Annotated in this window: 16 protein-coding genes and 1 pseudogene; 12 read left to right on the top strand and 5 right to left on the bottom strand. The window is 59.3% G+C overall.

What is annotated here, in order from left to right; translation table 11 throughout:
- Positions 1 to 855 precede the first annotated feature (855 nt).
- A complete protein-coding gene (locus tag ABIB78_RS34470) occupies positions 856 to 1,974 on the top strand; it encodes a branched-chain amino acid ABC transporter substrate-binding protein (RefSeq protein WP_429032983.1) in 1,119 nt (372 codons plus the stop codon).
- A gap of 668 nt (positions 1,975 to 2,642) precedes the next feature.
- On the opposite strand, the gene ABIB78_RS34465 is transcribed toward ABIB78_RS34470, so the two are convergent.
- Entirely contained in the window at positions 2,643 to 2,819 is a 177-nt protein-coding gene (locus tag ABIB78_RS34465; protein WP_429032981.1) for a hypothetical protein, read from the bottom strand.
- A 3,514-nt stretch (positions 2,820 to 6,333) separates the two neighbouring features.
- A pseudogene (locus tag ABIB78_RS34460) lies at positions 6,334 to 6,584 on the bottom strand (methyltransferase); the annotation flags it as partial.
- Between the two features lie 279 nt (positions 6,585 to 6,863).
- Between ABIB78_RS34460 and groES the strand changes: the two are divergent.
- Complete coding sequence (groES, locus tag ABIB78_RS34455) at positions 6,864 to 7,178, top strand: co-chaperone GroES (protein ID WP_429032979.1); 315 nt, start codon at positions 6,864 to 6,866, stop codon at positions 7,176 to 7,178.
- An 84-nt stretch (positions 7,179 to 7,262) separates the two neighbouring features.
- A complete protein-coding gene (gene groL, locus ABIB78_RS34450) occupies positions 7,263 to 8,903 on the top strand; it encodes a chaperonin GroEL (protein ID WP_429032976.1) in 1,641 nt (546 codons plus the stop codon).
- Positions 8,904 to 9,671: 768 nt separating this feature from the next.
- On the opposite strand, the gene ABIB78_RS34445 is transcribed toward groL, so the two are convergent.
- The 3 genes from ABIB78_RS34445 to ABIB78_RS34435 all read right to left on the bottom strand — a co-directional run bounded on the left by ABIB78_RS34445 (position 9,672) and on the right by ABIB78_RS34435 (position 12,245).
- Entirely contained in the window at positions 9,672 to 10,091 is a 420-nt protein-coding gene (locus ABIB78_RS34445) for a DUF7694 domain-containing protein (RefSeq protein WP_429032974.1), read from the bottom strand.
- Positions 10,073 to 10,246: a hypothetical protein gene (locus tag ABIB78_RS34440; protein WP_429032994.1), complete on the bottom strand. Its 174-nt coding sequence runs from the start codon at positions 10,244 to 10,246 to the stop codon at positions 10,073 to 10,075. The genes ABIB78_RS34445 and ABIB78_RS34440 overlap by 19 nt, the downstream gene beginning before the upstream one ends.
- A gap of 1,765 nt (positions 10,247 to 12,011) precedes the next feature.
- On the bottom strand, positions 12,012 to 12,245 hold the full coding sequence (locus ABIB78_RS34435) for a hypothetical protein (RefSeq protein WP_429032972.1): 234 nt from the start codon (positions 12,243 to 12,245) through the stop codon (positions 12,012 to 12,014).
- 1,523 nt (positions 12,246 to 13,768) lie between these two features.
- On the opposite strand from ABIB78_RS34435, the gene ABIB78_RS34430 reads away from it, so the two are divergent.
- The 9 genes from ABIB78_RS34430 (at position 13,769) to ABIB78_RS34390 (ending at position 24,560) form a co-directional block, all read left to right on the top strand.
- Positions 13,769 to 15,238 carry an acetyl-CoA carboxylase biotin carboxylase subunit gene (locus ABIB78_RS34430; RefSeq protein WP_429032970.1) on the top strand — a complete coding sequence of 490 codons (1,470 nt, stop codon included), beginning with the start codon at positions 13,769 to 13,771 and terminating at the stop codon, positions 15,236 to 15,238.
- A gap of 1 nt (position 15,239) precedes the next feature.
- Entirely contained in the window at positions 15,240 to 15,743 is a 504-nt protein-coding gene (locus ABIB78_RS34425) for an acetyl-CoA carboxylase biotin carboxyl carrier protein subunit (RefSeq protein ID WP_429032967.1), read from the top strand.
- 1 nt (position 15,744) lies between these two features.
- On the top strand, positions 15,745 to 17,352 hold the full coding sequence (locus ABIB78_RS34420) for an acyl-CoA carboxylase subunit beta (protein WP_429032964.1): 1,608 nt from the start codon (positions 15,745 to 15,747) through the stop codon (positions 17,350 to 17,352).
- A 569-nt stretch (positions 17,353 to 17,921) separates the two neighbouring features.
- Positions 17,922 to 18,938, top strand: coding sequence for an anthranilate phosphoribosyltransferase (trpD, locus tag ABIB78_RS34415; RefSeq protein WP_429032961.1), 1,017 nt, complete (start codon positions 17,922 to 17,924; stop codon positions 18,936 to 18,938).
- Positions 18,935 to 19,369: a hypothetical protein gene (locus ABIB78_RS34410; protein WP_429032958.1), complete on the top strand. Its 435-nt coding sequence runs from the start codon at positions 18,935 to 18,937 to the stop codon at positions 19,367 to 19,369. Before trpD ends, ABIB78_RS34410 begins: the two co-directional genes overlap by 4 nt.
- A 221-nt stretch (positions 19,370 to 19,590) precedes the next feature.
- On the top strand, positions 19,591 to 20,157 hold the full coding sequence (locus ABIB78_RS34405; RefSeq protein WP_429032956.1) for a flavin reductase family protein: 567 nt from the start codon (positions 19,591 to 19,593) through the stop codon (positions 20,155 to 20,157).
- Between the two features lie 359 nt (positions 20,158 to 20,516).
- The gene (locus ABIB78_RS34400) at positions 20,517 to 21,641 is read left to right on the top strand and encodes a M20 family metallopeptidase (RefSeq protein WP_429032953.1); all 1,125 of its coding nucleotides are present in this window, start codon (positions 20,517 to 20,519) and stop codon (positions 21,639 to 21,641) included.
- A 966-nt stretch (positions 21,642 to 22,607) separates the two neighbouring features.
- Entirely contained in the window at positions 22,608 to 22,871 is a 264-nt protein-coding gene (locus ABIB78_RS34395; protein WP_429032950.1) for a hypothetical protein, read from the top strand.
- A gap of 153 nt (positions 22,872 to 23,024) precedes the next feature.
- Positions 23,025 to 24,560, top strand: coding sequence for a class I adenylate-forming enzyme family protein (locus tag ABIB78_RS34390; RefSeq protein ID WP_429032948.1), 1,536 nt, complete (start codon positions 23,025 to 23,027; stop codon positions 24,558 to 24,560).
- Positions 24,561 to 24,687: the final 127 nt, after the last annotated feature.

The raw sequence follows: 24,687 nt of genomic DNA, 5'->3' as shown, positions 1-24,687 counted from the left end.
CTTCAACCCGCTGCCAATCCGCATGGCGGCCTAACCCCGGCAGAGCCTCCACTTATCGACGCGGAGATTCTGTTCAGACAACCGGGACCAGCTCTTAGTGCAGTCAGAATCGATTAATGATTTGCTTGCGAGTCCCAGGGCAGCGAACTGCCACTCTGTGTCTCTTCATAGGTGCAATCGAGGGTGATTCATGCGCAATCATGACCTTGTCTCCGGTAGCCTCCTCGCACTGACCGCGACCAGCTTCGCGCTCCTCTGCTCAAGCCTGCTCGCCTTTGCCTTCATTTGAAACAAGTGCGCTGGTCGCGGACGGTGTGAGCGATCGCCTCACCTCTGTCTCGGCCGACCGCCTGCCTCTCGCGTGGCGGCGCTTCGGATGCGGCGAGCTCTGTACGTTACGGACCGACCTATTTCTTTCCTAGACGCACGATTCAGCTAGTGTCCATCTAAGGCAACCGTGTGCGTTGATCTAGCGGGGCGGTATGAGATTGGTAATGCGCTGCGAGGATGAGATGGGACGAACGCTTGCACGTTGACGTTGCTCGTTGATACGGCTCTCTGCCCTTGCCTACGCGCCCGGCTCATGGCTCTGCTGGAACGGAATCGGCAAATGTCCATGTACTGTTTTCGAGCGATGAGCTGCCTACCGATAGATCCCCCAATCTTCCATATGGTTCGGCGCGGCGGACGGTTTTCTCACCGAGTCAAGGAGTTGCTGCTCTGTCATGGCAGCGCAATCGAATGATGCGCGACCATGACTTTATCTCCGGCTGCTTTCTGGCACCGACCGCTGCCGGGCTCGCTTTGCTCTGCTCGAGCTTACTCGTCGCTGCGTTCACCCTGTGAGGACCATCCATGAAATCGCTCAAGCTGATCGGCTTTGCACTTGGAGCATTGATTGTGCTGTCCACCGGGGCATTGGCGGAGGACATCACCATCGCCGTCGCTGGACCGATAACCGGCGGTGAGTCCGCCTTCGGGCGGCAAATGAAGAACGGCGCCGAGATGGCGGTGGAGCAGATCAACGCATCCGGTGGCGCACTCGGCAAGACGCTCGCCCTCGACATCGAGGACGATGCCTGCGATCCCAAGCAGGCGCGATCGGTAGCGGAGAAGATCGCCGCCGCCAAGATCCCATTCGTTGCCGGGCACTTTTGCTCTTCGTCGTCGATCCCGGCCTCGGAGGCCTATGCGGACGGTGGCGTCCTGCAGATCACGCCCGCCTCAACCAACCCGCTATTCACTGAGCGCAAGCTATGGAATGTGGCGCGCGTCTGCGGCCGCGACGACCAGCAGGGCCAGGTTGCTGCCCAGTACATCACCAAGCACTTCAAGGGCAAGAACATCGCCATTCTCAACGACAAGACCACTTATGGCAAGGGGCTTGCCGACGAGACGAAGACGGCCCTCAACAAGGCCGGCATCATCGAGAAGATGTACGAGTCCTATAACAAGGGCGACAAGGATTTCAATGCGATTGTCTCGCGCCTGAAGCGTGATAATATCGACCTCGTCTATGTCGGCGGCTATCATCAGGAAGCAGGCCTTATCCTGCGCCAAATGCGCGATCAGGGCCTGAAGACCGTACTGATGTCGGGTGACGCCTTGGCCGACAAGGAATTTGCATCGATCACTGGCGCAGCTGGAGCAGGCACGCTCTTCACTTTCGGGCCCGACCCACGCAAGAAGCCGACGGCGGCTGCCATCGTCAATAAATTCAGGGCCAGGAGTATCGACCCCGAGGGCTACACGCTCTACACCTACGCTGCGGTGCAGGTCTGGATGCAAGCCGCAACCAAAGCCGGCACCACGGATCCGAGGAAGGTGATGGACATGATCAAAGCGGGTTCCTGGGACACTGTGATTGGAAATCTGGAATACGACGCCAAGGGTGACATCAAGCAGCTCGACTATGTCGTTTATAGGTGGGACGACAAGGGCGGCTATAGCGAGACTAACCCGAGCGCGTTCTGACACATTTTAGTCTGACACATCGAAGCTGGCGTGTCCCCCGGGGGCGGTGATCAATGCCGATCGATCGACTACTCCGGGGCAGTAAGCTACGGCCGGAAGAAATTGAATGTCTGAGCTTGGCCTATGCACGGACTCTGCACTCGCTTTGCTTGGTTGATCGAGACGACCCTATCGCCGAGATCGTGGCAAAGAAAGTTATCGAGATCGGCGCAAGCGGGGTTAGCGATCCAGCACAGATATCAAAGCTCGTCGTCGAGGGGCTTGGTATCCGCCGATCGCCACCCGCTTAAGCGAGCACCGCGTGCATACGCTGATCGTTGTATCTTTACCCGATCGATGCACAGTCCGCTCCTGCGGATTCAACGCCTCACGGGTTGGACTCAATGGAGCTTGTTAGGCTTGCCTAGCCAATGCAGATTTTTGAGCGGTCGGCAAGATGAGTCGGCTGCTCGACGGACTGCAGACCCACATGCTTGCGTGGGACACGTATCGCTCATCTCCATCGATCCGCGAAGCGGTTCGACCGGAAATAACGCGACCCCGCCCCATGGAGAACAAGGGCGGGGCCGCTCCCCTACCCCCGGGGGGACGCCGCGCTGCGGATCACAATGGCCATTGTCTAACGTCCATCATCTGCCGATCGATCATTCGGAATACGGCCGAGCGCGTCACCCAGATTGCGACTTTCGGCCCTCGGCATTTTCCGTGACATTGCGCAAGACGAGTTCAGAAAGCTGCACGACCAGCTGTTCGAGACGCGCTATCTCCTGTCTGCACCGCGCCAACTCACGCTGTTCATCTGTCATTATCGACAATTCATAGCGGGTTCCAACCGCATGATTCATGTTGAACCTCTATCCGATCGGGTAACCGCGAACGACGGCTCAAGCCCACGCCTTGCCTAGGATTGTACCGGCAGACCGGTCTTTCTACGCCACTGAACATCGTACGCAGCGACCTAACCGTCTCGCGGCCCAGTTAATGTGCCATTCCTGCTACAGATCGGAGCGTCGCGTACATAAGCTAGCTGGCATGACGGGCACGACATCGAGCGTGTCTCTTCGAGCCGGCTCTCGGACGAATGATCAGATTGGATCTGTATTGCAGCCTGATTTGCAGGTCACATTGCCAACGGGGCCCGTCAAGCTGGAACGATACCCGTCCCAGGTTGACGAGGCGGTCGCTGGTCCACTGGATTGGTTCCAGGGTGTCAAAGCCGAGCGCCTGCGGTGCGGAGGCGCGCTCGGACCAATTCCTGTCCACTCCTGAAAAAAATGGTCATGAGATCGTCGACGCTGGCCGCGCCATTCGGATAGCTAACACTTCAAAATGGTGACTTGAAGATTTAGGGCCGCCAATCAGAGAGCACGTGAGCTTCTGGAAAGACCAACACATGTGAGATCACATAGAGAATATGACGTGCAACGTGCCTTGAGCGCCACGTGGTACAAGCCAATCGACAGAAAGAATGCGACAGCGACACACAGGTCTGGCCCTCGCGGATCATTTAGCTGCTTGTGAGAGGCCATCAGCTTTAATTGTATGCGGGTCACACCAAAAATGCTTGAATCGCACGTGGCGTCACGTTGTACCTTCTCGAAGTAGCTGACAACGGGACTCACCGTTTGCTGCCATTGGTGAGACGATGACGCCAATGCGGTCGAATGTGTACAGCAGGGAGCAATGCCAGTGCGCAAATCATCGCCTATGAGATCGCGCGAACGGGATTGGAGTACTCGCGCGCGAACAAGGTGCCTCTTCGCAGCCCCTCACCCGACGATGTCTACAGGGAATGCTGCCTTGCTGCCGTCTGCGGGCGCCACGTTGACGCCGCAACTGCAGATCGTCTCTATTCGGCTCCGCTCATCCAATCACTTTAACGGTCCCGCGAGGACAACGAAGGATACGCGCTTGCGAGCTTGTACGATCCAGTGTTGAGCCGCATTCCATCAATATCGTCTTCAAAAAGAGGGAAACGACGCCAGATTTGCCCGACATTGATCCTTTCGCAATTCGAGTTTGCGGTGAGAGCCTTACCGCAAATAACCGTCGGCAGCCCTCCCTCTGTCGATGGAAGCTGGCGCGATGCTTAGCAGCCTCGCTCCCCGAGACTGACTTCCGCCCGGCCTCGATGAGGCCGGGCTTTTTTTGCCGTCTATGAAGGGCAGCTTGGGTGTTCTGGCCACCTCCCGTTTTGCCGCCGCATCGGTATAGTGTGCAGGGCCAGTTGATTGCCGATGCTGGCAGACGCCTCGGCCAGCTGCCGTTCCCCACCCCATTGGCGATCAACTCGGTGCCATATCGCGGCCGGCCAGCCTGCCGCTGCGAGGGACCGTGCAACGAACATCTGTGCCGAACCGGCACGAGGGCCGACGCACGCTCGCCGTTCACAGGTGTCGCCCTGCCGCGCGACGCGCTGACGATTGCCTTCGGCAGCAAGGCCGTACGCATCGATCTCGGCAACGTCAGCCGCGCCGATTCGGTGGAATGGGTGGACACTCTCAACCGACAACGCGCTGGGGTCCGCGCCCGCGCTGCGTGGTACTCGCCGGCAACGCAGTGCAGTCTGCCGCCCTCCTGCTACGGTCGGCGCAACGGGCAGCGCCCAACGGCATCGGCAACGCATCCGGCATGGTCGGCAGTGGCATCTCGTTTAAAATCAGCGGCTACCTGTCCGGTAGCACCACTGGCGTTGGCCGGAGAGACACTGGCGAACCAAACAACAATTCCACGCCGTTGCGCCGTTTCACATCCGATACGATCTGCGGTCAATGCGTTCGGTTGGATGGTATGTCGGGACGAGTCCAGTGAGTTTCCGGATGGCCGATACGTTGCCGGAAATGCAGCGCGCCGCCCGGCTCGAACTAAAACGAGCCAAGAAAACCGCTCAGGTGCCATTCTGAAAAGCGATGGAGTTGCTCGGCATCGCACTGCACGACCGCTTCATGGTATCTTATATGGACAATCGGACGGTGCCAGGGTCAGACTGCTGGCCGCACGGCGGACACGATTTCTGATCAGTCGTAATTCTGATGCTTGCGAGACATACCTTTGGGTCAGTCGGTGGCAGGACGGAATTTCCGTGAACTTCCGTTACCCTGGCGCCGCCGTCGCGCGAACCGCGATGGATGACTATCTTGCTGAAGTGGCGGCGCAAGCCCATCTGATTAGCGGCATTCGTCCGCTGCCGCGATTTTCAACTGACTGACCAGGGCCGTGAGTCCGCCTTTTCTGGCCAAGAACCGGCTCGCGTTACCATTACGATCCTTCGGCCTTGGTGATCAAAAGCACCCGAAAGGAGACCGATCGTTAACAATGCCGTTAGCGCCACTTACGCCCGGTCAGCCCTCAGATCTCTGGTTCGGGCGAATGTGCTCGCGGACGGCTTGCGAGAGGTTAGGGCGATGATCAAGGCTATACAAAAGATGAGCGCAGTCCCGACGGTTACAGGCACAGCGCCGACCGGCATGTCAGATCTACAACAACCCGGACCTTGCGGTCTATCGACGAGCTAGCATCCTCACATGCCTTTTTCGCACTGAGCTGGCGATGGCACGGTCCTTGCCAAGCTCTGGGCCTGGAGATGAATTCGTCCCTGCAGGGCCGAGGGGGCCTGCCGGATCATCAGCTGCTGCAGTTATGCTCGCATGGATAGAGGACCATCAAATGAGGCCTGCTACCACCGACTTGTCCGGAGATGCAAACCCATTGGAAAGACTCCAAGAGAGAAGCCAGGGCGCGGCGTGAGCATCAACTACAGCGGTACGGCATCCATGTTGTCGCACTCCCATGAGCTTCGTGGGCGAGAGGCCATGCGACGTGCTGCCTCCGATGAGAAACGACGATCTTTCCAGCACCGCCTCACGGCGATCTTGATCTGGACTGAACAACAAGCTTCAGCTCGCTCTCCCATTGAGCCAACAGTAGCGACACCAAGCGCGTGACGAAATCGGGCCATCTCAAGGAGCTACGAGAACTGCTGCAACTGCTTTGGCATTTGTTCGAAGCAGTACAGCAGCTTCCTAGAGGTCCAGAGCACACAGCAGCCGTTCAGACGCTTAAACGCTTCGAGTGCCGGCTGGTAGTGTTGATCCAAGCATCTGAAACAGCTCGGGCTGCTGACCGCGAAGTCGTCGCTCGTGCCGGCTCGCTAAGCAAGTGACTGTCAGCAACTCACCAAACCTCGCACGTGGACGCGGTCTGCGGGATTTGCGATGGCAGCCGAAAACGGACAGTCGCGAGCCTGTCCCGGCCATCGATACTTGTTCGCCTTATTGATCACTCGTTGTGCAGCTTTGGGCGGCAGACTGCGCTGGTCAGTCTTCCGGAGATCAATAAGGCGCCGGATCCAGGTAGCCGCTAGAAGCGCGTATTTTTGAGCAATACATCACCTTCCACCGCGCGGGGATAATGGGCCGCCATTTCGAATGACGGTAACAGGTCAAGAATGGCTTGCAGGGACAGCCGCCCTTCCATGGAGTTCGCGGTCGCTATATTCCGTGTAGATGAAGCGGGTGTTGTTCAAGGTCTTCTTGCCATCGGCGATGACATCGGCTTCGGCTCCCTGAACATGTGAAATCGACCGTGTTCAGCCTAGCTTCGCTGCACCATGCGGCTCCGATCAATGTAGCCGCCGCCACTGCAATCTTCGAAAAAGCCGTGGGGTCAATGTGGCTGTGTTGACGAAACGCAATGTTATTTTCGCAACAGCTTGGCTGACTGTGTACATGATGGCGTCTATTTCCGAACGAACACACGCGCAGGCCAGGTGTGCGATTCAGCAGAACCGTAGGCACTGATTGGTCCGCTCATCTTTGGCCTGTCTCTTGCTATGACCGGGCTGGTCACAATCTGCTTATCCAAGTTGTTCAAACGCTCAGGAGGCCCGTATGAATTTCCGTCCGCTTCACGACCGCGTCGTGGTCAAGCGCATCGACGCTGAAGAGAAGACTGCTGGCGGCATCATCATTCCCGACACAGCCAAGGAAAAGCCCTCGCAAGGTGAAGTCATCGCTGTTGGCCCGGGCGGCCGCGATGAGACTGGCAAGCTGATTCCGATCGATGTCCAGGTCGGCGACCGCGTGCTGTTCGGCAAATGGTCGGGTACCGAGGTCAAGATCGACGGCGAAGACCTGCTGATCATGAAGGAAAGCGACATCATGGGCGTTCTCACCGATGTGTTTTCCAAGAAGAAGGCCGCCTGACCCGGCGCTCGCACAGCTCACCTCCGGCGAGCGCCTGCCCGGCGCGCCGAAGGGATGAGAGAATAAAAACTGAGGGAATTCCTTATGTCAGCCAAAGAAGTCAAATTCGGAGTAGACGCGCGCGACCGGATGCTGCGCGGTGTCGACATCCTCGCCAACGCCGTGCAGGTCACGCTGGGGCCGAAGGGCCGCAACGTGGTGCTTGACAAGTCGTTCGGCGCTCCGCGCATCACCAAGGATGGTGTCGCCGTCGCCAAGGAGATCGAGCTCGAGGAGAAGTTCGAGAACATGGGTGCCCAGATGGTGCGCGAGGTCGCTGCCAAGGCGGCCGATGCCGCCGGCGACGGCACCACCACCGCGACCGTGCTTGCGGCTGCCATCGTGCGCGAAGGCGCCAAGTCGGTTGCCGCCGGCATGAACCCGATGGACCTGAAGCGCGGTATCGACCTCGCGGTCGAAGCCGTCGTTGCGGACCTCCAGAAGAACTCGAAGAAGGTCACCTCGAACGAGGAGATCGCCCAGGTCGGCACCATTTCGGCCAACGGCGATGCCGAGATCGGCAAGTTCCTGGCCGACGCCATGAAGAAGGTCGGCAACGAGGGCGTGATCACGGTCGAGGAAGCCAAGTCGCTCGAGACCGAGCTCGACGTCGTCGAGGGCATGCAGTTCGACCGCGGCTACATCTCGCCCTACTTCGTCACCAATGCCGACAAGATGCGCGTCGAGATGGACGACGCCTACATCCTGATCAACGAGAAGAAGCTCTCCTCGCTGAACGAGCTGCTGCCGCTGCTCGAGGCCGTGGTGCAGACCGGCAAGCCGCTGGTCATCGTCGCTGAAGACGTCGAAGGCGAGGCGCTCGCCACCCTCGTCGTCAACCGCCTGCGTGGCGGCCTGAAGGTCGCGGCCGTCAAGGCTCCGGGCTTCGGCGATCGTCGCAAGGCCATGCTGCAGGACATTGCGATCCTGACCGGCGGCCAGGCCATCTCGGAAGACCTCGGCATCAAGCTCGAGAACGTCACGCTGCAGATGCTCGGCCGCGCCAAGAAGGTGATAATCGACAAGGAGAACACCACGATCGTCAACGGCGCCGGCAAGAAGTCCGACATCGACGCCCGCGTTGCCCAGATCAAGGCGCAGATCGAGGAGACCACCTCGGACTACGACCGTGAGAAGCTGCAGGAGCGTCTCGCCAAGCTCGCAGGCGGCGTCGCGGTGATCCGCGTCGGCGGCGCGACCGAAGTCGAGGTGAAGGAGCGCAAGGATCGCGTTGACGACGCGATGCACGCGACCCGCGCGGCTGTCGAGGAAGGTATCCTGCCGGGTGGCGGCGTCGCCCTGCTCCGCGCTTCCGAGCAGCTCAAGGGCCTGCGCACCACGAACGACGACCAGAAGACCGGCGTCGAGATCGTGCGCAAGGCGCTGTCGTCTCCCGCCCGCCAGATCGCGATCAACGCCGGTGAAGACGGCTCAATCGTGGTCGGCAAAGTCCTCGAAAACGAGCAGTACTCTTACGGCTTCGATGCTCAGGCCGGCGAGTACAGCAATCTTGTCTCCAAGGGCATCATCGACCCGACCAAAGTCGTGCGCATCGCGGTCCAGAACGCGTCCTCGGTGGCGGCCCTGCTGATCACCACGGAAGCAATGGTTGCCGAGCTGCCGAAGAAGGCCGCGGCCGGTCCCGCAATGCCTCCGGGCGCCGGCATGGGCGGTATGGACTTCTGATCCCGCCTGTCAAAGCGTCTAAAGATGCGGAACCCTGGCAGGAATGCCAGGGTTTTTCGACTTCGAGCGAACTATCCGGACATTTTTTGAGCTGGATCGGCAGGCGACCCGGGATGTCTTTTGCGAGCAAAGCGGCGGGTGACTCGTCGTTGGGAACGGCGTGTACCGTGTGGTCAGCGTGGCGTCGTGGTTCGGAAGCGCTCCGATATCGATCGAGCCGGATTTCGTAAAGATCGATGCGGGGAAATCACCAAGGTACCACTCGGCGGGATGGTGCAGGTCGTCCACGTGGGGGTGCGCCGAGAGCCGAAGCAGCCGAGCCAGCGATTGTCGATAGCCAGCACCGTCGCTTTGATCGAGGCTCCTCCTCCGGTTTGCAGAACCCTGCTGAGACATGTGCCACGAGCCTGCTGCACGCCCTTCACTCACCTGGGAAAAGCGGCAACGCCAGAGTCCTCGGTGGGATGCAATCGTTGCTCCCAAGCCCGCATTCAGCGCGGTTGCGCACACTGGTTTAACGCAGCCAGGGTCCAATCCCAATTCTATCGTTCTGGCCACAATGGGACTGACCGCCACGAGACCTCGCTTTAACCGGATCAGTGTACTGTCATCGCCTCCTGCTTCGCTAGCCTGAGAACCCCTGCACGTTAGACCAGGCGGAAGAACCCGACATATCCTGTTGCGGCGCCGCCTTCTGGCGGCGACGCGCCGCTGCTTCTACACCCGCCCGGCCTCGCCTTCCATGCGGACGATCGTTGACCTGCCTCATCATGCCGTCGCGCTCATCCGCGCAAACAACATTGCCGCTTCCGATGGTCCCAGCCCTACGATGCCTACAAAGCTCGGCGGCGGCATTGGGATGTCCCGATGAGTGGGCCTCCACAGATGCAGGCAATACCGGCTGTTATTCACATACTGCGAATGTGGCGGGTGCAGTTGCATCACGCATTCCTCTTCATCCCAGAACAGGTCTTTGACGAAGCACATCTCTTCCCAATTCGGGCAACGCCGCGGCGTCGAGACAGCGACATGCTCCCAGCCAGGACGGATTAATCCGCTGATCTTGAGTTCACACCCGCAAGGCCCCTGCACAACGAACATGCCGCAAGGGCCCGATCCTGGAACGCTGGCAAACTGGCCGTATTGTAGGCGGCCGGCTTCCAGCTTCTCTATGATCTGCGCCCGCACGCCCCCTCCTTTGCCTCGTTGATCGCCTTGAAGTCGACGTAGATGACGTTCTCTCGCGGCTCACCACGCGGCGTCGGTTCGGTCCTCGGCAAGGCGCTCCAGTACCATTCTTCAGCGAACCATTTGCTGAGAAAGCCGCAGATGTCCATCATCACTCGTTCTCCATTAGTTTTTGGACGCTCACGCCCCGTTCCAGGGAGCCTGCGACCCCTTTCATGGCGCCTTGATTGCCTGAATGCGAGCCGTCGACGATCTGCTCGATAGTGACTCGGCTCACAGGTGGACTTCCCCGCTCATGAAGGCCGGGCAGGTACGCCGGCCCGTTAACTCGATCACCGAACGAGCCCCACGCGGAGCACCTTGCTCATCGACGCCAGCGCACATCGCCGAACAAAGCGCGCTTGCGCACTGGGACCATCTGCCGTTGCGCTATCGCACATGAAACACAAGGTTCATTGCGCGCGCTCATTCGGATCTCGCGGAGATGCACTTGATTATATGAAATCGGCGAATCGCGGCTCGTCACCTCATGGCCAACAGATCGATCGCCACCCTGGCATGCCTCTCCAAAATGACCTTTGGCTCTACATTCCATTATGGCTCGCAACCACGTTTGGCTGCCTATCCTGGCTAACGCTTCTCAAAGGCGATATTGCTGCTTCATCAAGTACTCTGTGACGTTCGCAGCTCTCTGCTCGTCGAACCTGAAACAGTGCCAATGCGTCATCTATGTGACCACGATTGAGTTGTACGAGAGCAAAATCAAAACCGGCTCGCATCAGGCCGCGGCAGTTTGGCATAACGGATCCCTGATTGAGCCGACAACATCCGGGATCGCCCGCCATCTCGGTGACGGCATAAGGTAGCGGTGAGAGAAGCTGATTAGTCTATCTCGACGGACTACAACTGTGGTGCCGTCGGTTGACCTTTTGCCGCGTTACTACGATGCAACTCCTAACGTATTGTTTCTGGCATGTCGCGAGCGAGCTCTCACCTTCTGCCAGTTCCCCGTGTTGTCTTTCGGACATCAAGGTCGCAACTCCGACTATGGGCAGCTAATCCGTGTCGCTAAACCCGACAGACACGCTTCTTAGTTGCGTCAAAGCGGTGCTGGACTTCCCCGCTCATGGCATGCTGATTGCTGTGGTGAAAAGCGCGAAACCAATGGTGGTCTATATCCAGGCATCACTCACAATGGGCTATTGTTTAGTCCTGAGCGATGCAGTGCCGAGCAATCATCGATTGTCGTGGCACGTCCCCTGACCGACGCTGCGCGGCGATATCATCGGCTGGATGCACGTCCCGCAATAGACAAGATTCCGACAACCCTAGCCTTGAAAGAAGACTGCGAACTTATGAATGATACGATGCATCCAAAAACCAACCGTTCTCCGTGGACCAGCGCGGCACGTGGTCAATGACCCATTGGCGCGCAGCAAAGCACCCAATCATCAAGCCGTACGGCGCCGATTGCCGTTGTTTGCAGGCGCAACGGCGACGGAATCTGTGGCCGCTGGCCGCGTTCCTCCTGAATGCGCTGCTTTGGGCCGGCATTTGCTGGATCATCGCAGCGCTCTTATGAGTGAAAGAATCTCGCAGAACTGAGAAATCACAAGAAATGCTGCGTCGGGTCGGCGATGGCTTGTTGATGCCTCTCGCATATCCCGACTTCAACGATCCAATTGACGAATATGCCTACCGTCAGTTAGCAGTGGAGACTTCTTTCACAGGTCTGGTTTACGGTCCAAGCCTGGCGCGGCTAGCTGGATATGAATGCGCCCCGACGCAGATAGCCGGAGGCATGACGCAGATGTCTCGAATTGGCGAGCTGATATACCCGCCAGCTTGATTCTGGGCCATTCGCCCTTCTCCGCGTCCGCAACTGAACCAGGAAGAAGCGCCCCGAGGCGCAGCGAAGCTCTACGAATCTCGCTCGGACCATGCTTCGTCCTCGTTGCTGCGCGTCTGCCACTGCTGGGCACGCCGAGCCAGCTTGTCGTACTCAATGGCAATCTTAAGAAGCCTGTCTCTAGGTTTACCGTAAGCGAGCGCTTCGGCTTTATTTCGCGTTGCTTCCGCGCGGCCTCGCCAGTGGTCGGGCTGGTAGAGTTTACTTTTCGGATTCATGCCATGAGCATGCAATTCGTAGATCAAGAAAATGCGACACCGGCGCTCCGTATAATCACGTAAGGGCCGGTGGCCTCGGTTGCCCAAGTCGGCAATTACCCAATGCTACGCGCTGGCTTTTGCCTGCGCCGCCTCGCGCCATATACCGTCACGGCCGTTGAGAAAATGCAAAGACGCGGCGTCGCAGCCGAGGCTCGCAATGTGCACACCCCAGACAACCTCGGACGATTTGACCCAAGAATGGACTTGAATCGCACCTAGCGTCAGATTGTACGATCCTGGACAAGTCGGGACCGCCTCCGAGATCCAAACGCTTCCTGACAGGTCATGAGAATTGCGAATGCGTCAAACATCTAAGCTCAGCTCACTCAGGATTATAAGCTTCTGCGAATGCGCGCCTGTCTACACTTTATCGGAGGTTGCTTCCGTCGCTGCTGGACGAAACCGCGCGTCTCGAGATCTCCACGGGAGGCGTTCCCATCACGGTCGCCGCGCCGGAGCGCACGCTCGGCAAAGGCTCTTTCTCAGAAATCCCACTCGCCGCTCGCATCAAGTAGAGTACAGGCCGACTGCACCAGACATGACCTGGAGGCGCGCCATCAGGGTTCGCTCTGCACGATCAAGAGCATCATCAGAAATCGCTTGAGCGCACCTAGCTTTTGTCTCATCTCTCCGCCTCGATATACCCAGGTCCCGGCCGCACGTCTTGTTCGATCCCGCGTCGCGCCAGCTATGGCGCTAACTCGTCGGCTGGCGGGTCGGCTGAGCCCAAATACCTTGAGCCGTGCCACGCCCAATCAATGCCTCAGAACATCTAGGCATACCAGACCGACCGCACAGTCACCCGGAAGCTCAAATGATCGCTTACTCGGCCAGCTCAGCTGCCAGTGCCTCCCGTCTGGCCGGGGCTAGGCCCCACTACGGACGGGAGATCCTGTCGTGCCGGCACAGATGACCAGCGCCGTGCGTGGTTACGTCCGCGAAACGGGAACTCGCAGGCATCGCACCAACCAGCACGCGCGTTTGTGGCCCGATTGACAGACCGTGTTGCGCTTTACGCAGGAAAGCGAATACCGCAGACCCACCAACTGAAGGAATGACATGACTCAAGACCAACGGCCCTGTTTGGCTTCGCTCCTCAAAACCTGCTGCGCCATCGCTCTTGCTGTCGCATTGACAGCTGTAATCCCGGAGCAGGTAAACGCCCGCGATCAAGCCGCGACCGCCGAGGAGAGAGAGGCTTGTATGGAGGACGTGTTCCGCCTTTGCAGCAAGCACATACCGGATCACGTCGCTATCAGTGCTTGTCTCAGGTCCAAGCACGCGAGCCTCAGTCAGCAATGTCGCTACGTGATCTCCTCGCGAGATACTGGCAAGAACAACAGCGACTCGAAGTGAAGGATCGGGCGGCCTGTTCGCTTGCCTCACGCCCGGAAACGGTCCTGCCTGAACCTGCAGGACGGTCACGCGAGGCCGCGGGCGGGGCGACGAGCACGGCCGCTCACAACTGACGGACGCTCTGGTCCCATCGCGCTTATCCGGATAGGCAAATGCACAAATTGCCCTTCGATACAGTTCTGATCGCCAATAGGGGCGAGATAGCCGCTCGCATCGTCAAGACGTTACGCAAGCTTGGACTACGTTCTGCAATTGTCTATCACGATGTTGACGCGAAGACCCCCGCCATCTCCATGGCCGACCTGGCGATTCCGATCAGCGGCCACACGCCGATCGCAAGTTATCTGGACATTGCGCAGATCATCGCGGCCGCCCACAAGGCGAGCGCGGGCGCGCTGCATCCAGGTTATGGGCTGCTTTCCGAGAATGCGGAGTTCGCCAGGGCGGTGATAAGGGCCGGCATCGCGTTCATCGGTCCCGCTCCAGAAACCATCGAACTGATGGGTGACAAGATCCGCGCGCGCAATTTCGCTCAGTGCAACGGCTTTCCAGTCGCGCCCTGTGCCATCGAAGAAGATGATCCGGCGACATTTGTTTCGAGAGCGCAGGCGATGGGAGTTCCTTTGCTCGTGAAGCCATCAGCCGGCGGCGGCGGCAAGGGCATGCGGATTGTACGCGACCTTAATACGTTGGAGGCAGCCATCGAGCAGGCGCGCAGTGAAGCGGGCCGCTACTTTGGAGATGACCGACTCTATGTCGAACGATATTTCGAAAGCCCGCGGCATATCGAAGTACAGGTGCTCGGTGATTCCTTTGGTAACCTGATCCATCTGTTCGAGCGCGAGTGTTCGGTGCAGCGCCGTTTCCAGAAGATCATCGAGGAAACGCCCTCGCCTGCGCTATCACCGGAATTGCGGACTCGAATTTGCGATACCGCGGTCGGCATCGCCCGTGCAGCGAACTACCAGAATGCAGGAACCGTCGAATTCATCCTCAACGAAGGAGATTTCTACTTCGTCGAAATGAATACACGCCTTCAGGTCGAGTATCCGGTGACCGAGATGATCACTGGCGTCGATCTGATTGCCGAACAGGTCTATGCGGCAGCAGGCCGCGAACTTGCATTCTCGCAGTCCGACATCGTTTCAAGCGGGCATGCAATCGAGCTCAGGCTGTATGCGGAGGCTCCCGAACGCGGATACATTCCGACCACCGGCAAAGTGCTTCTTCTCGAGTATCCAAATGGCGTACGGATCGACAGCGGCATCATGCAAGGTCAGGACATCACGCCGGCGTTCGATCCCATGCTCGCCAAGATCATCGTGCATTCACCAAGCCGCATAGAGGCTGCTCTGAAAGCCCATCGGGCGGTTCGCGAACTGGTTCTACTTGGGTGCGAGACCAACGCAAACTTGCTCGCCCGGATCCTTTCCGACGAGGCATTTCTCGGCGGTCAATTTCATACGGGATACCTTGAAGAAAACCCGCATCTCGCAGCATGCAATTTTGCTGCCAGAATGTCTGCGTTCCTGGCATCGGCGGCTCTCCTGACGAAGCCGGTGCGCGACTCGGCCGATGCCGTGCCCGAGCTTCACTCAGCGCTCGGCAGTTGGAGAAATTGACGTGTATCACTCATTCGAGGTCGACGGCGTAGATCATAAATTGTGGCTTTCAGCCAGCCAGCAGGGTTACCGCCTCCATTTGCGAGACCAGGTGATTGCCCCCGTCGTGTTCACGCAGCGCAGCGACAGTAGCGGGATCCTGACCATTGCGGGTGAGAGCGAACCGGTCAGGTTCGCGATCGACGGGGAGTTCATCCATCTCCATATCCGCGGCAGAACGCGCATTTTGCGCTACAGCGATCCGCTGCGAACCTGCGCTTCCGGGAATAGCGAGACTCGCCCCCTGGTGGCCCGGGCGCCGATGCCCGGCCTGGTTGTTGCGATCGCGGTTTCGCCTGGTGAATCAGTCTCGGCCGGAATGGCGCTGATGATGATTGAAAGCATGAAGCTGGAAACAATCATACGATCACCCCGGGATGGCATCGTCGAGCGAATTCACGTCAAGGAAGGCGAGAGCTTCGAGCACGACGCCGTGCTCGTCACGCTGTTCAACGAAGGGCTCTGAAATGCAGCGGATTGGTTCTGCCGCGGACGTGAATTCGCAGGAGTTTCGTCGCAACGACTTCCACAACAGACAACTCGCCGCCGAATTGAAGGAGCACCAACGCCTCGCCCGCTTCCACAGACCCGAGCGGGACTTCGAGCGGCTGCGCCGGCAGAATAAACTGTTTGTTCGCGAGCGGCTCGCGGCGTTGCTCGATCCGGAAACTCCGCTCCTGGAGCTTTCCACGCTAGCCGCTAACAAGGCCTACAACGGTGAAGTGCCCGGCGCCGCCCAGGTGGTCGGCATCGGCATAGTTGCAGGTCGCGAAGTGATTGTTCACGCTGACGATTCCAGCGTGAAGAGCGGCGCGTGGTATCCGCTCTCGGTCAAGAAGATCGTGCGAGCCCTGGATATAGCCATCGAAAATCGCCTGCCGGTGGTTCATCTGTGCGACTGCGCCGGCGGCTTCCTGCCTTTGCAGGCGGAGTTCTTCGCTGATCGCTACCATGCCGGTCGCATTCTGCGCAATCAGTCCATTCTCTCGAAGATGGGAGTACCGCAGGTCGCCATCGTCATGGGCCACTGCACCGCGGCAGGGGCCTACGTCCCGGCGCTTAGTGAATATAACATTATGGTCGAAGGTACGGGAGCGATTTTTCTCGGCGGCCCTCCGGTCGTGAAGGCTGCCACAGGCGAACAAGTCTCCGCCGAGGAGCTGGGCGGTGTCCTCATACACACCAGCGTGTCGGGCACCAGTGATTACTTCGCAAGCTCCGAGATCCATGCAATCGCGATTGCCCGCAACGTCGTCGCTCGCTTCCACCAGCCGGCGAAGACCCGGATCGATCATGTAACCCCCGAGCCGCCCGCCTATGATGCGTCCGAACTCTACGGTATCATTCCAACGGACACGCGAGCGCAGTTCGATATGCGGGAGATCATCGCTCGTCTGGTCGATGGCAGTCGATTTCATGAGTACCAGCCACGCTATGCGACATCACTCATATGCGGCTTTGCCCGGCTCCATGGATATCAAGTCGGAATCATTGCCAATAATGGCGTACTGTTCGGCGACAGTGCGCTAAAGGGTGCTCATTTCATTCAGTTATGCGACAAGAACCGGACGCCTCTGCTCTTCCTGCAGAACGTCACGGGCTTTATGGTTGGCCGCGAATATGAGCGGCGTGGGATCACCAAGGACGGCGCCAAGCTGATCATGGCTGTGTCCGGCGCGTCCGTCCCGAAGTTTACAGTCATTTGTAATAGCTCCCACGGCGCAGGAACTTACGCCATGTCGGGACGCGCGTTTGATCCTCGATTTGTGTTCAGCTGGCCGAATTCCCAGATCTCTGCGATGGGTGCCGAACAGGCTGCCGGTGTTCTCACCCACGTCAAGGCGAGACAATTGGCTCGCGCCGGGGGCCACCTCTCGGAGCAGCAACTGGCAGCCATTCGAGAGCCAGTTCTTGAAGAATATCGCGAGCGGTCAAGCGCCTATTATGCGACGTCCGAAATCTGGGACGATGGCATTCTTGATCCTGTCGATACCAGAACCGCCCTCGCAATCGCGTTGAGCGCTTCGCTCAATGCGCCGATCGACGCGCCGCAGTACGGCGTATTCCGACTGTAAAGCAGGACCGAACACTTGCGGCTCGCCCCCGACACAGGCGGATCGGCGGAGGTCTCCATTGCAGTATGAAGGCTGCTGGTGGCGTCCTGCGCACACTCATTTACAATCTGGCGGGGCTGTTTTGTGGGAGCGAGATCAGCACCGATACCGCCGAAGCGGGTGGGAAGCCACTTCAACGCGCCAGGACGGCGGTACCGGCAAGCCGCAAGGCTTCGAAGGATGCGGTGCCGGCAGGAACATCCTGATCAAGAGGCCGCTGCTGACGCGCAAGCGCGGCAGCAGACACTGCCGTCGGCGCTGGCGCCATGCGACTGCACTGTTCTCATCGGCCGACGATCTCTTGTCGAAGGCACCACGAAATGGACAGCTTGACTCTCACGTAACGTCAGGTTGTAGCCTTCCCAGGACGCCGGCGGCCAAACCGACCGATACCTCAAGCGTCAACGACGCATCTGCAGCGCGCGGATGGGTCGGTGACCTTCATCAAGGCAGCCGATGCCATGTTTCTTCAACGAAAGCCCCATCGAACGGAAGAGCCCCAGATTTGGACAAGGAACGTGTGAAGTTCGATGGAAGCGCTTAAATCGATCATCGGCAAAGTTGCCACCGGCGCCACTCTGACGCGTGAGGAAGCTGCGTCGGCATTCGACAGCATGATGTCGGGTCATGCGACTTCCTCCCAGATCGGTGGCTTGTTGATGGGATTGCGAGTCAGGGGCGAAACGGTCGAAGAAGTCACCGGCGCAGCCTCCGCAATGTGCAAGCGAATGCCGCAGGTCGAGGCGGCATGCGACCCCATCGATATCGCTAGCACGAGCGACACCGTTGCCTATTCGGTCGACGTGTCGACGTGCGCCTCCTTTATCGTCGCCGGCGCCGGCGTTCCTGTTGCCAGGCATGCCAACCGCGTTGCGTCCTCAGGTTCAGGCGCAGCAGACGTGTTGGCGCGTCTCGGGGTCAAGGTCGATCTTAAGCCTGAGGCCGTTGCACGTTGTGTGCACGAAGCCGGCATTGGCTTCTTGTTTGCGTCAGCCCACTATCCGGCGGCCCAGCGCGTTGGCCAGATCCGGACGGCACTTGGGACCCACACGATCTTTAATCTGCTAGGGCCTCTGTCCAATCCGGCCAGGGTCAAGCGGCAGACCGTTGGTGTATTCTCTCGCGAATGGATCCAGCCTCTGGCGTACGTGTTGAAGAACCTCGGTGCCGAATCGGTATGGGTGGTTCATGGCTCGGACGGGCTCGGCGAAATAACCCTCACCGGCCCGACCTTTGTTGCCGCGCTTGAGGCGGGTACAGTCCGCGTCTTCGAAGTGACGCCGGAACAAGCCGGGCTTCCCCGCTGCCGCAACGACGCGCTGGAGAGCGGCAGCGATGCCGAGGCTAATGCCGTCGCGTTGCAAAACGTGCTCGATGGCTCACCAGGTCGATTTCGCGACGCAGCACTTTTGAACGCGGCGGCGGCATTGATCGTGGCCGGCCGGGCCTCGACGCTGCAGGAAGGCGTAGCACTTGGACAAGATGCGCTTGACCGTGGCGCGGCAGCCGCTCGACTGAAGCGCTTGATCGCGGTTTCCAACGCGTGACAGCCGAGGAGATGTTCCAAAGTTCCGACGAAGGCCGACGCTCACAAGCGCGCACAGATTGCAGCTACGAATGGGCGTCGCTTCCGCGGGACATCGAGGAGCATGCGCCACCTGCCCGCGCCCAGATCAAAGCAATTCGCGTTAAGGGCGCGGTGCGGGAGCCAACCCTGTTCATCGGCGAGAGCCTATTGCAGTCCCCTATTGCCGAGGTGGGGACCCAACGGCGTGCGCTGCGCTCCAAAGGAGATAATCAGATGATGTCCTCGCAGAACGTGGAAGCACACGGATCTATCGCAATGATCGAACGCATCATTCGGAAGTTTCGCGAATTGATCGATAAAGATAGCTCCATCCCGCCGGAGCTGCGGGGTGTTCTGCACGCGACGCTCGATGAGCATCTTCTCGATGCAAAAAAGCGTGTTCTCTTATGAGTGCATTAAGCGCGCCGATGCCGCAACGCGGCGAGATATTGCACGTCCGTCAGGTCATCATTGAGCTGATCTAGAGGACATCGATGTCATACCCGGTCTCAATCCGTGAACGCTGGTCACACATTGCGACACCGCGCGCCCGATTGCAGGCGCAAGAGGAATCCAAGTCATCTCTGGGTAACGGAGGAATCATAAATGCAGTATAACTCCAGAGGCAGATCATGAGCCAGCAGTTCGTTCCTGTGGTTGGGGACATGCCGTCTGTCCAGCCGGCAGAGTTCCGTCAGGCCATGCGAAATCTGGCCAGCGGTGTGGCCATCGTAACGACCGGAAGGGCCGCCGGACGACGTGGACTGACGGTGAGTTCTGTAACGTCCATCTGCATGGAGCCGCCGTGCCTGCTCGTCGGCATCAATGCCCACTCTGAGGCGCATGATCAGATACTCGCGAGCGGCAGTTTTGGAATCAGTCTTCTCCGCGGTGATCAGAAGGACCTTGCGCTGAGTTTTGGCGGTCGGGAGGAGGCGAAAGGTGTTCACCGCTTCGATACCGCTTCCTGGGATCAGGGCGTCCTCGATGTACCGCTATTGGCGAACGCATTTTGCGCGCTCGAATGCGTTTTGTATGATCATAAGATGATTGGCACACATACGATCTTTATCGGACGAATTGTCGCGGCCCGGGCCGGTCACGGCAATCCATTGATCAACTACCAGGGCGCACTTCGACCCTTGCCGCCTGATCGAGTGCGGTTGTACAGAATGCCGTCAGGACGGCAGAAGCGTTGAACGGACGATCGATAGTGGAGCGGTAGTCATCGAACAATCGTCGGGGCAACTGGTGGATGGATTTGGTCTTTTACAGGGTTCAGCTTGTATTGAAAAGTCCGCGCACCTCGCGACTAACTAACGCCGTACGGCAGCTTGAGCCTGCATAGTCCCGACGAAAACTACCAGCCTTGGTAGCTCAGTTATCGTCGGCAGGCGCGTAGCATCATTGCCGCGGCAAGATCAGGGTTCGAAGTCACACTGCGTCACAACAATCGGCCAATCTGAAGATCTCCGTGCGCGATCCTGATGCGGGCAAGTGGATCGTACCATGATCTTGCGCGAGCGATGAAAGTCGAATTCGAGGGCGCCAGACAACTATGTCCAGCAACCCGTTTGAAACCTCGGCGATCCTCGATGGCATCCGTCGTTGGGTCGAGATCGAGTCCCCGACGGAGCGGCCGGATCAGGTCAACAAGCTGGCTGATCTCGTTACGGCGGGCTATCGCGACCTGCCGGCCAGCGTCGAGCGCGTTGCGGGGCGCAACGGCTGCGGCGATCACCTGGCCGCACGCTCGTCCTGGGGGCAGGACGTTCCGGGCATTCTGGTGCTGAGCCATCTCGACACCGTTCATCCGATAGGATTCATCGAACGGTTACCATTCAAGATCGAAGGCGACAGCGCGTTCGGCCCCGGCATCTACGACATGAAGGGCGGCGCCTATCTCGCCTATCATGCGTTCCGGCAGATCTGCGCCGATGACGCACGCCCGCCGCTCGGCATTACCCAGCTCTACGTATCGGACGAGGAGATCGGCAGCCCCACCTCGCGGACGCTGATCGAGGCCGAGGGCCGCAAGGCCAAATACGTGCTGGTGACCGAGCCCGCGCGCGAGGGCGGCAAGATCGTCACCGGACGCAAGGGCGTTGGCCGCTTCAAGGTGTCCATCAAGGGCGCACCGGCGCATGCCGGCACGCGTCGGAAGGACGGCCGCAGCGCAATCCGGGAACTCGGCAATGTGATCCAGACACTCGAGGCGATGAACGACCTCACGCGCGGCATCACCGTGAATGTCGGCGTCGTCCGCGGCGGCACCAAGCCGAACGTGATCGCCGAAGAGGCGTATGCGGAAGTCGACATGCGGGTGCCGACCATGGCTCATGCCGACGAGCTGGTGCCGAGGATCCTCCGAATGACTTCGCGCACCGATGGCGTCAGCGTGAAGGTGTCAGGCGAATTGAACCGTCCGCCGTATGAAAAGAGCAACGCCGGCGCCGCGCTCTACAAACACGCCAGGCAGCTTGCCGCCGGGATGGGATTCGAGCTGCTCGACGCGTTCAGCGGTGGCGGCTCCGACGGCAATTTCACCGCGCCGCTTACCGCGACCCTCGACGGCCTTGGCGTCGGCGGCAAGGGCGCGCATACGCATTATGAACAACTCTACATCTCATCGATTGAACCTCGCGCGCGGCTGCTGTATCGCCTCTATCAGACACTACGCTAATTCAAGCAACAGGCGAAGTCCGCGACCGCGACGTACGTTGGAAGAGAGCGGGCGGCACATCGCAACGGCTCGTCCCGCGAAGCCGCAAGTGCCATAGGCTGCCCGACCATCACGCCGACCTGATCGAAACGATGATCAGATCCACCACCTGGCACGGCAGCTCGGCTGCGGACAGAAGCGACCGAGCTGTTCAATGGTACAGCGGACGTCGCCGCAATTGGCGGCAGGCAGCGAGCACCCGATCGTGGACGCGCGAACGTTTCCGACAACGGACTTGTCGGCTGCGAAACTAACGGGAGGGCAGACTTTCTGACGCAGATCGCGCGCTGCAAGCTGTCCACTCACACCGGCGGTCGGTCCCGCCAAACCCTTTGGCATGTTCACACAGATTACCAGAAAGGGCTTGAATCGGACCTAACGTTAAGTTGTACGATCTTGAGGTTGGCACGCATCTTCCTCCGCCGCCGGGATTGTGAAGGATTGACGAATGTCTCAGCTGGTCAGAGCCGCCCCGCATTGGTTGGTCGTGATCTTCATTCCCGACGGCGTGTCGGTCGAAACAGCTATGCAGCGCGTCTTGACCGCGACCTTACGGCTCGCAGCTCGCTGCCAATGGTCGAGCATTCCAGAACCGATACTATGTGGCTGCCGTAAGCCGGGTCAGCAGCGAGCAGGTGAGGTCAGAAGAGATCAATGTAGACCTCGATGCAGCGCCCCCGCAGGGCGCCGCCGCTTCCCGACATTGAAGCCGAACCCTCCTCTGGCGGGACACCGCGCCAGAATCAGTTCACCGGACCGGCTTTTCGCTCTGTTCATACCGCCTTCCATGGCAGGGCATTCTCATCGCGCAAATGTGCGACAGACCGTGAGCCTGCGGAGGTTTTCAAAGGGGCCTGAGCTGCAAGTATCGCTCGGCGCGACCGGCGCGGGATCCGAAGAGATTGCCTGGCATTCTGGAGTAGCAGGTTGAAAAAGCCCGACGGCGTCAACAAGGTCCTGTTGTTCGACCATATTGAGGGCCAATGCCGGGCCATCATCGGCTTCAAGGATGGAGATACCAGAGCTGCCTATATGTGCGGCGATCCTGTCTGTCAAAAACCAGGCAAGAAGCAGTCGTCGTGGTGCGCCTATCACCACGCGCAGATGCACACGACCACTGCCGAGCAGAACAGATCGGGTGATCAATCGCCCGAGATTCCTCAAGCAATATCCATTGTTCGTGATCCATGACAACCATCAATAACTGTGTTGTCCTGCCAGGGCTGCGTGATCATAGCCTCTGCAACGGGGAGCCGGAGCATGTCCCGCGAAGCAGTTCCGAGCTCCGGCTGAAGCGCATCGAAACGAACGTATTGTGCGGAGCTGAGGCATACGGGGAATAAGTTGGATCTCTGCACACTGGTTGAGCGCAACGCGGCGTATGCTCCCGACAAAGCCGCGATACGTTTCGAAGGACAGACTCTAAGCTACGCCAGCCTCACTCGACGGATCGAGCGGGTCGCTCGCGCCCTCAAGAGCCAGCTCGGCGTCGAGAGAGGAGACCGGATCGCGATCCTCAGCCTCAACCGACCTGATTATCTCGTGCTGGTCTATGCCTGCGCGCGGCTCGGCGCAATTCTCGTACCGTTAAACTGGCGCCTTGCGGCCGCCGAGCAGCTTTTCATTCTGTCCGACTCCGGGGCACAGGTGCTGGTGCTTGAGCAGGCCTTCGACGCAGTCTTGCCTGTTGTGACGAGGCACCTGCCCGATGCTTCTCTCGTCGGGTTGGACTTTGCGCCTCTCGGCGGAAACAAGCTGGACGATCTCCTAGACGCAGACTGTGGTGACGGACGCAATCGACGTGCGGACCTGTCTTGCCCCCTTCTGATCGTCTACACTTCGGGCACCACAGGCCGACCGAAAGGCGCCGTGCTGCGTCAGGAAGCGTTGCTCTGGAACGGCATCATGAGTCAGCACATGCATGACCTCACCTCGGCCGATCACGCCTTGACTGTTTTGCCGCTCTTCCACGTCGGTGGCCTGAACATCCAGACGACGCCGAGTTTGCATCACGGCGCAACGGTCACTATCCACAGCCGCTTTACACCGGAGACCACGCTCGATGCGTTCGAGCGTGACCGGCCCACGCTGGCAGTCCTGGTGCCAGCCATGATGCAAGCCCTGACCAACAATGCCCGATGGGGCAGCACCGACCTGTCCGGGCTCAGAGCAATCTGTACCGGATCTACTATGGTGCCCCACCACCTTGTCGAGCTCTTTGTCGCACGTGGCGTGCCGGTCCTGCAGGTTTACGGTTCGACGGAGACCTGCCCGATCGCTGTGTATACGAAACTCGGCGGGGGTCTCGTGCCTGAGGGGTCAAGCGGGCTCGCCGGTCTTTGCTGCGAAGCTGCGATCATAGATGATGCTGGCAGCGAGCTGCCGCCCGGTGGTCCAGGCGAGATCGCAGTACGTGGGCCCAACGTCTTCTGCGGATACTGGGAGAATCAAGAGGCAACGCACGAGGCTCTGAATCGGGGCTGGTACCGCACTGGCGACATTGGTCGCCGCGACGCCGATGGATATTTCTGGATCCATGACCGCAAGAAGAACCTGATCATTTCCGGCGGAGAGAATATCTATCCGGCGGAAGTGGAACGTGTGCTTGTGGGCCATCCGGATGTTGCGGATTGCGCCGTCGTAGGTCGACCGCATCCGCGCTGGGAAGAAGTACCGGTCGCTTATGTGATCAGGCGACCGGGCGCCCCGATCGAAGCGGAAGCGCTGATGGCGCATGTCCAGTCACAGCTCGCCCGTTTCAAGGTACCGCGCGAGATCATTTTTACGCAACAGCTACCGAAAACAGCGTTGGGCAAGGTCCGGCATTTTATGCTGAAGGAAGCCGACACCCAATCAAGCTCGAAAGGCGACGGCAATTGAGGTCGGCGGATTGCAGGTTCCGCGTACCTTCCAGCGACACGGCAGGTGACATCGTGACGGCGCGAAATGACCTTTTCGGTCATGGCCACTACAGGTTGCGCGGCAGCCCACTTTGGCCGCCCCTCTC

Origin of the sequence: Bradyrhizobium sp. I1.14.4, from assembly GCF_050435825.1 — a bacterium.
GTDB lineage: Bacteria > Pseudomonadota > Alphaproteobacteria > Rhizobiales > Xanthobacteraceae > Bradyrhizobium.
This window is presented reverse-complemented; position numbering and strand designations above follow the sequence as displayed.

What these genes read in the sequence shown, in the direction of transcription:
- ABIB78_RS34470 (WP_429032983.1), top strand. Translation starts at nt 856, where the DNA reads ATGAAATCGCTCAAGCTGATCGGCTTTGCACTTGGAGCATTGATTGTG.
- ABIB78_RS34465 (WP_429032981.1), bottom strand. Translation starts at nt 2,819, where the DNA reads ATGAATCATGCGGTTGGAACCCGCTATGAATTGTCGATAATGACAGAT.
- groES (WP_429032979.1), top strand. Translation starts at nt 6,864, where the DNA reads ATGAATTTCCGTCCGCTTCACGACCGCGTCGTGGTCAAGCGCATCGAC.
- groL (WP_429032976.1), top strand. Translation starts at nt 7,263, where the DNA reads ATGTCAGCCAAAGAAGTCAAATTCGGAGTAGACGCGCGCGACCGGATG.
- ABIB78_RS34430 (WP_429032970.1), top strand. Translation starts at nt 13,769, where the DNA reads ATGCACAAATTGCCCTTCGATACAGTTCTGATCGCCAATAGGGGCGAG.
- ABIB78_RS34420 (WP_429032964.1), top strand. Translation starts at nt 15,745, where the DNA reads ATGCAGCGGATTGGTTCTGCCGCGGACGTGAATTCGCAGGAGTTTCGT.
- trpD (WP_429032961.1), top strand. Translation starts at nt 17,922, where the DNA reads ATGGAAGCGCTTAAATCGATCATCGGCAAAGTTGCCACCGGCGCCACT.
- ABIB78_RS34405 (WP_429032956.1), top strand. Translation starts at nt 19,591, where the DNA reads ATGAGCCAGCAGTTCGTTCCTGTGGTTGGGGACATGCCGTCTGTCCAG.
- ABIB78_RS34400 (WP_429032953.1), top strand. Translation starts at nt 20,517, where the DNA reads ATGTCCAGCAACCCGTTTGAAACCTCGGCGATCCTCGATGGCATCCGT.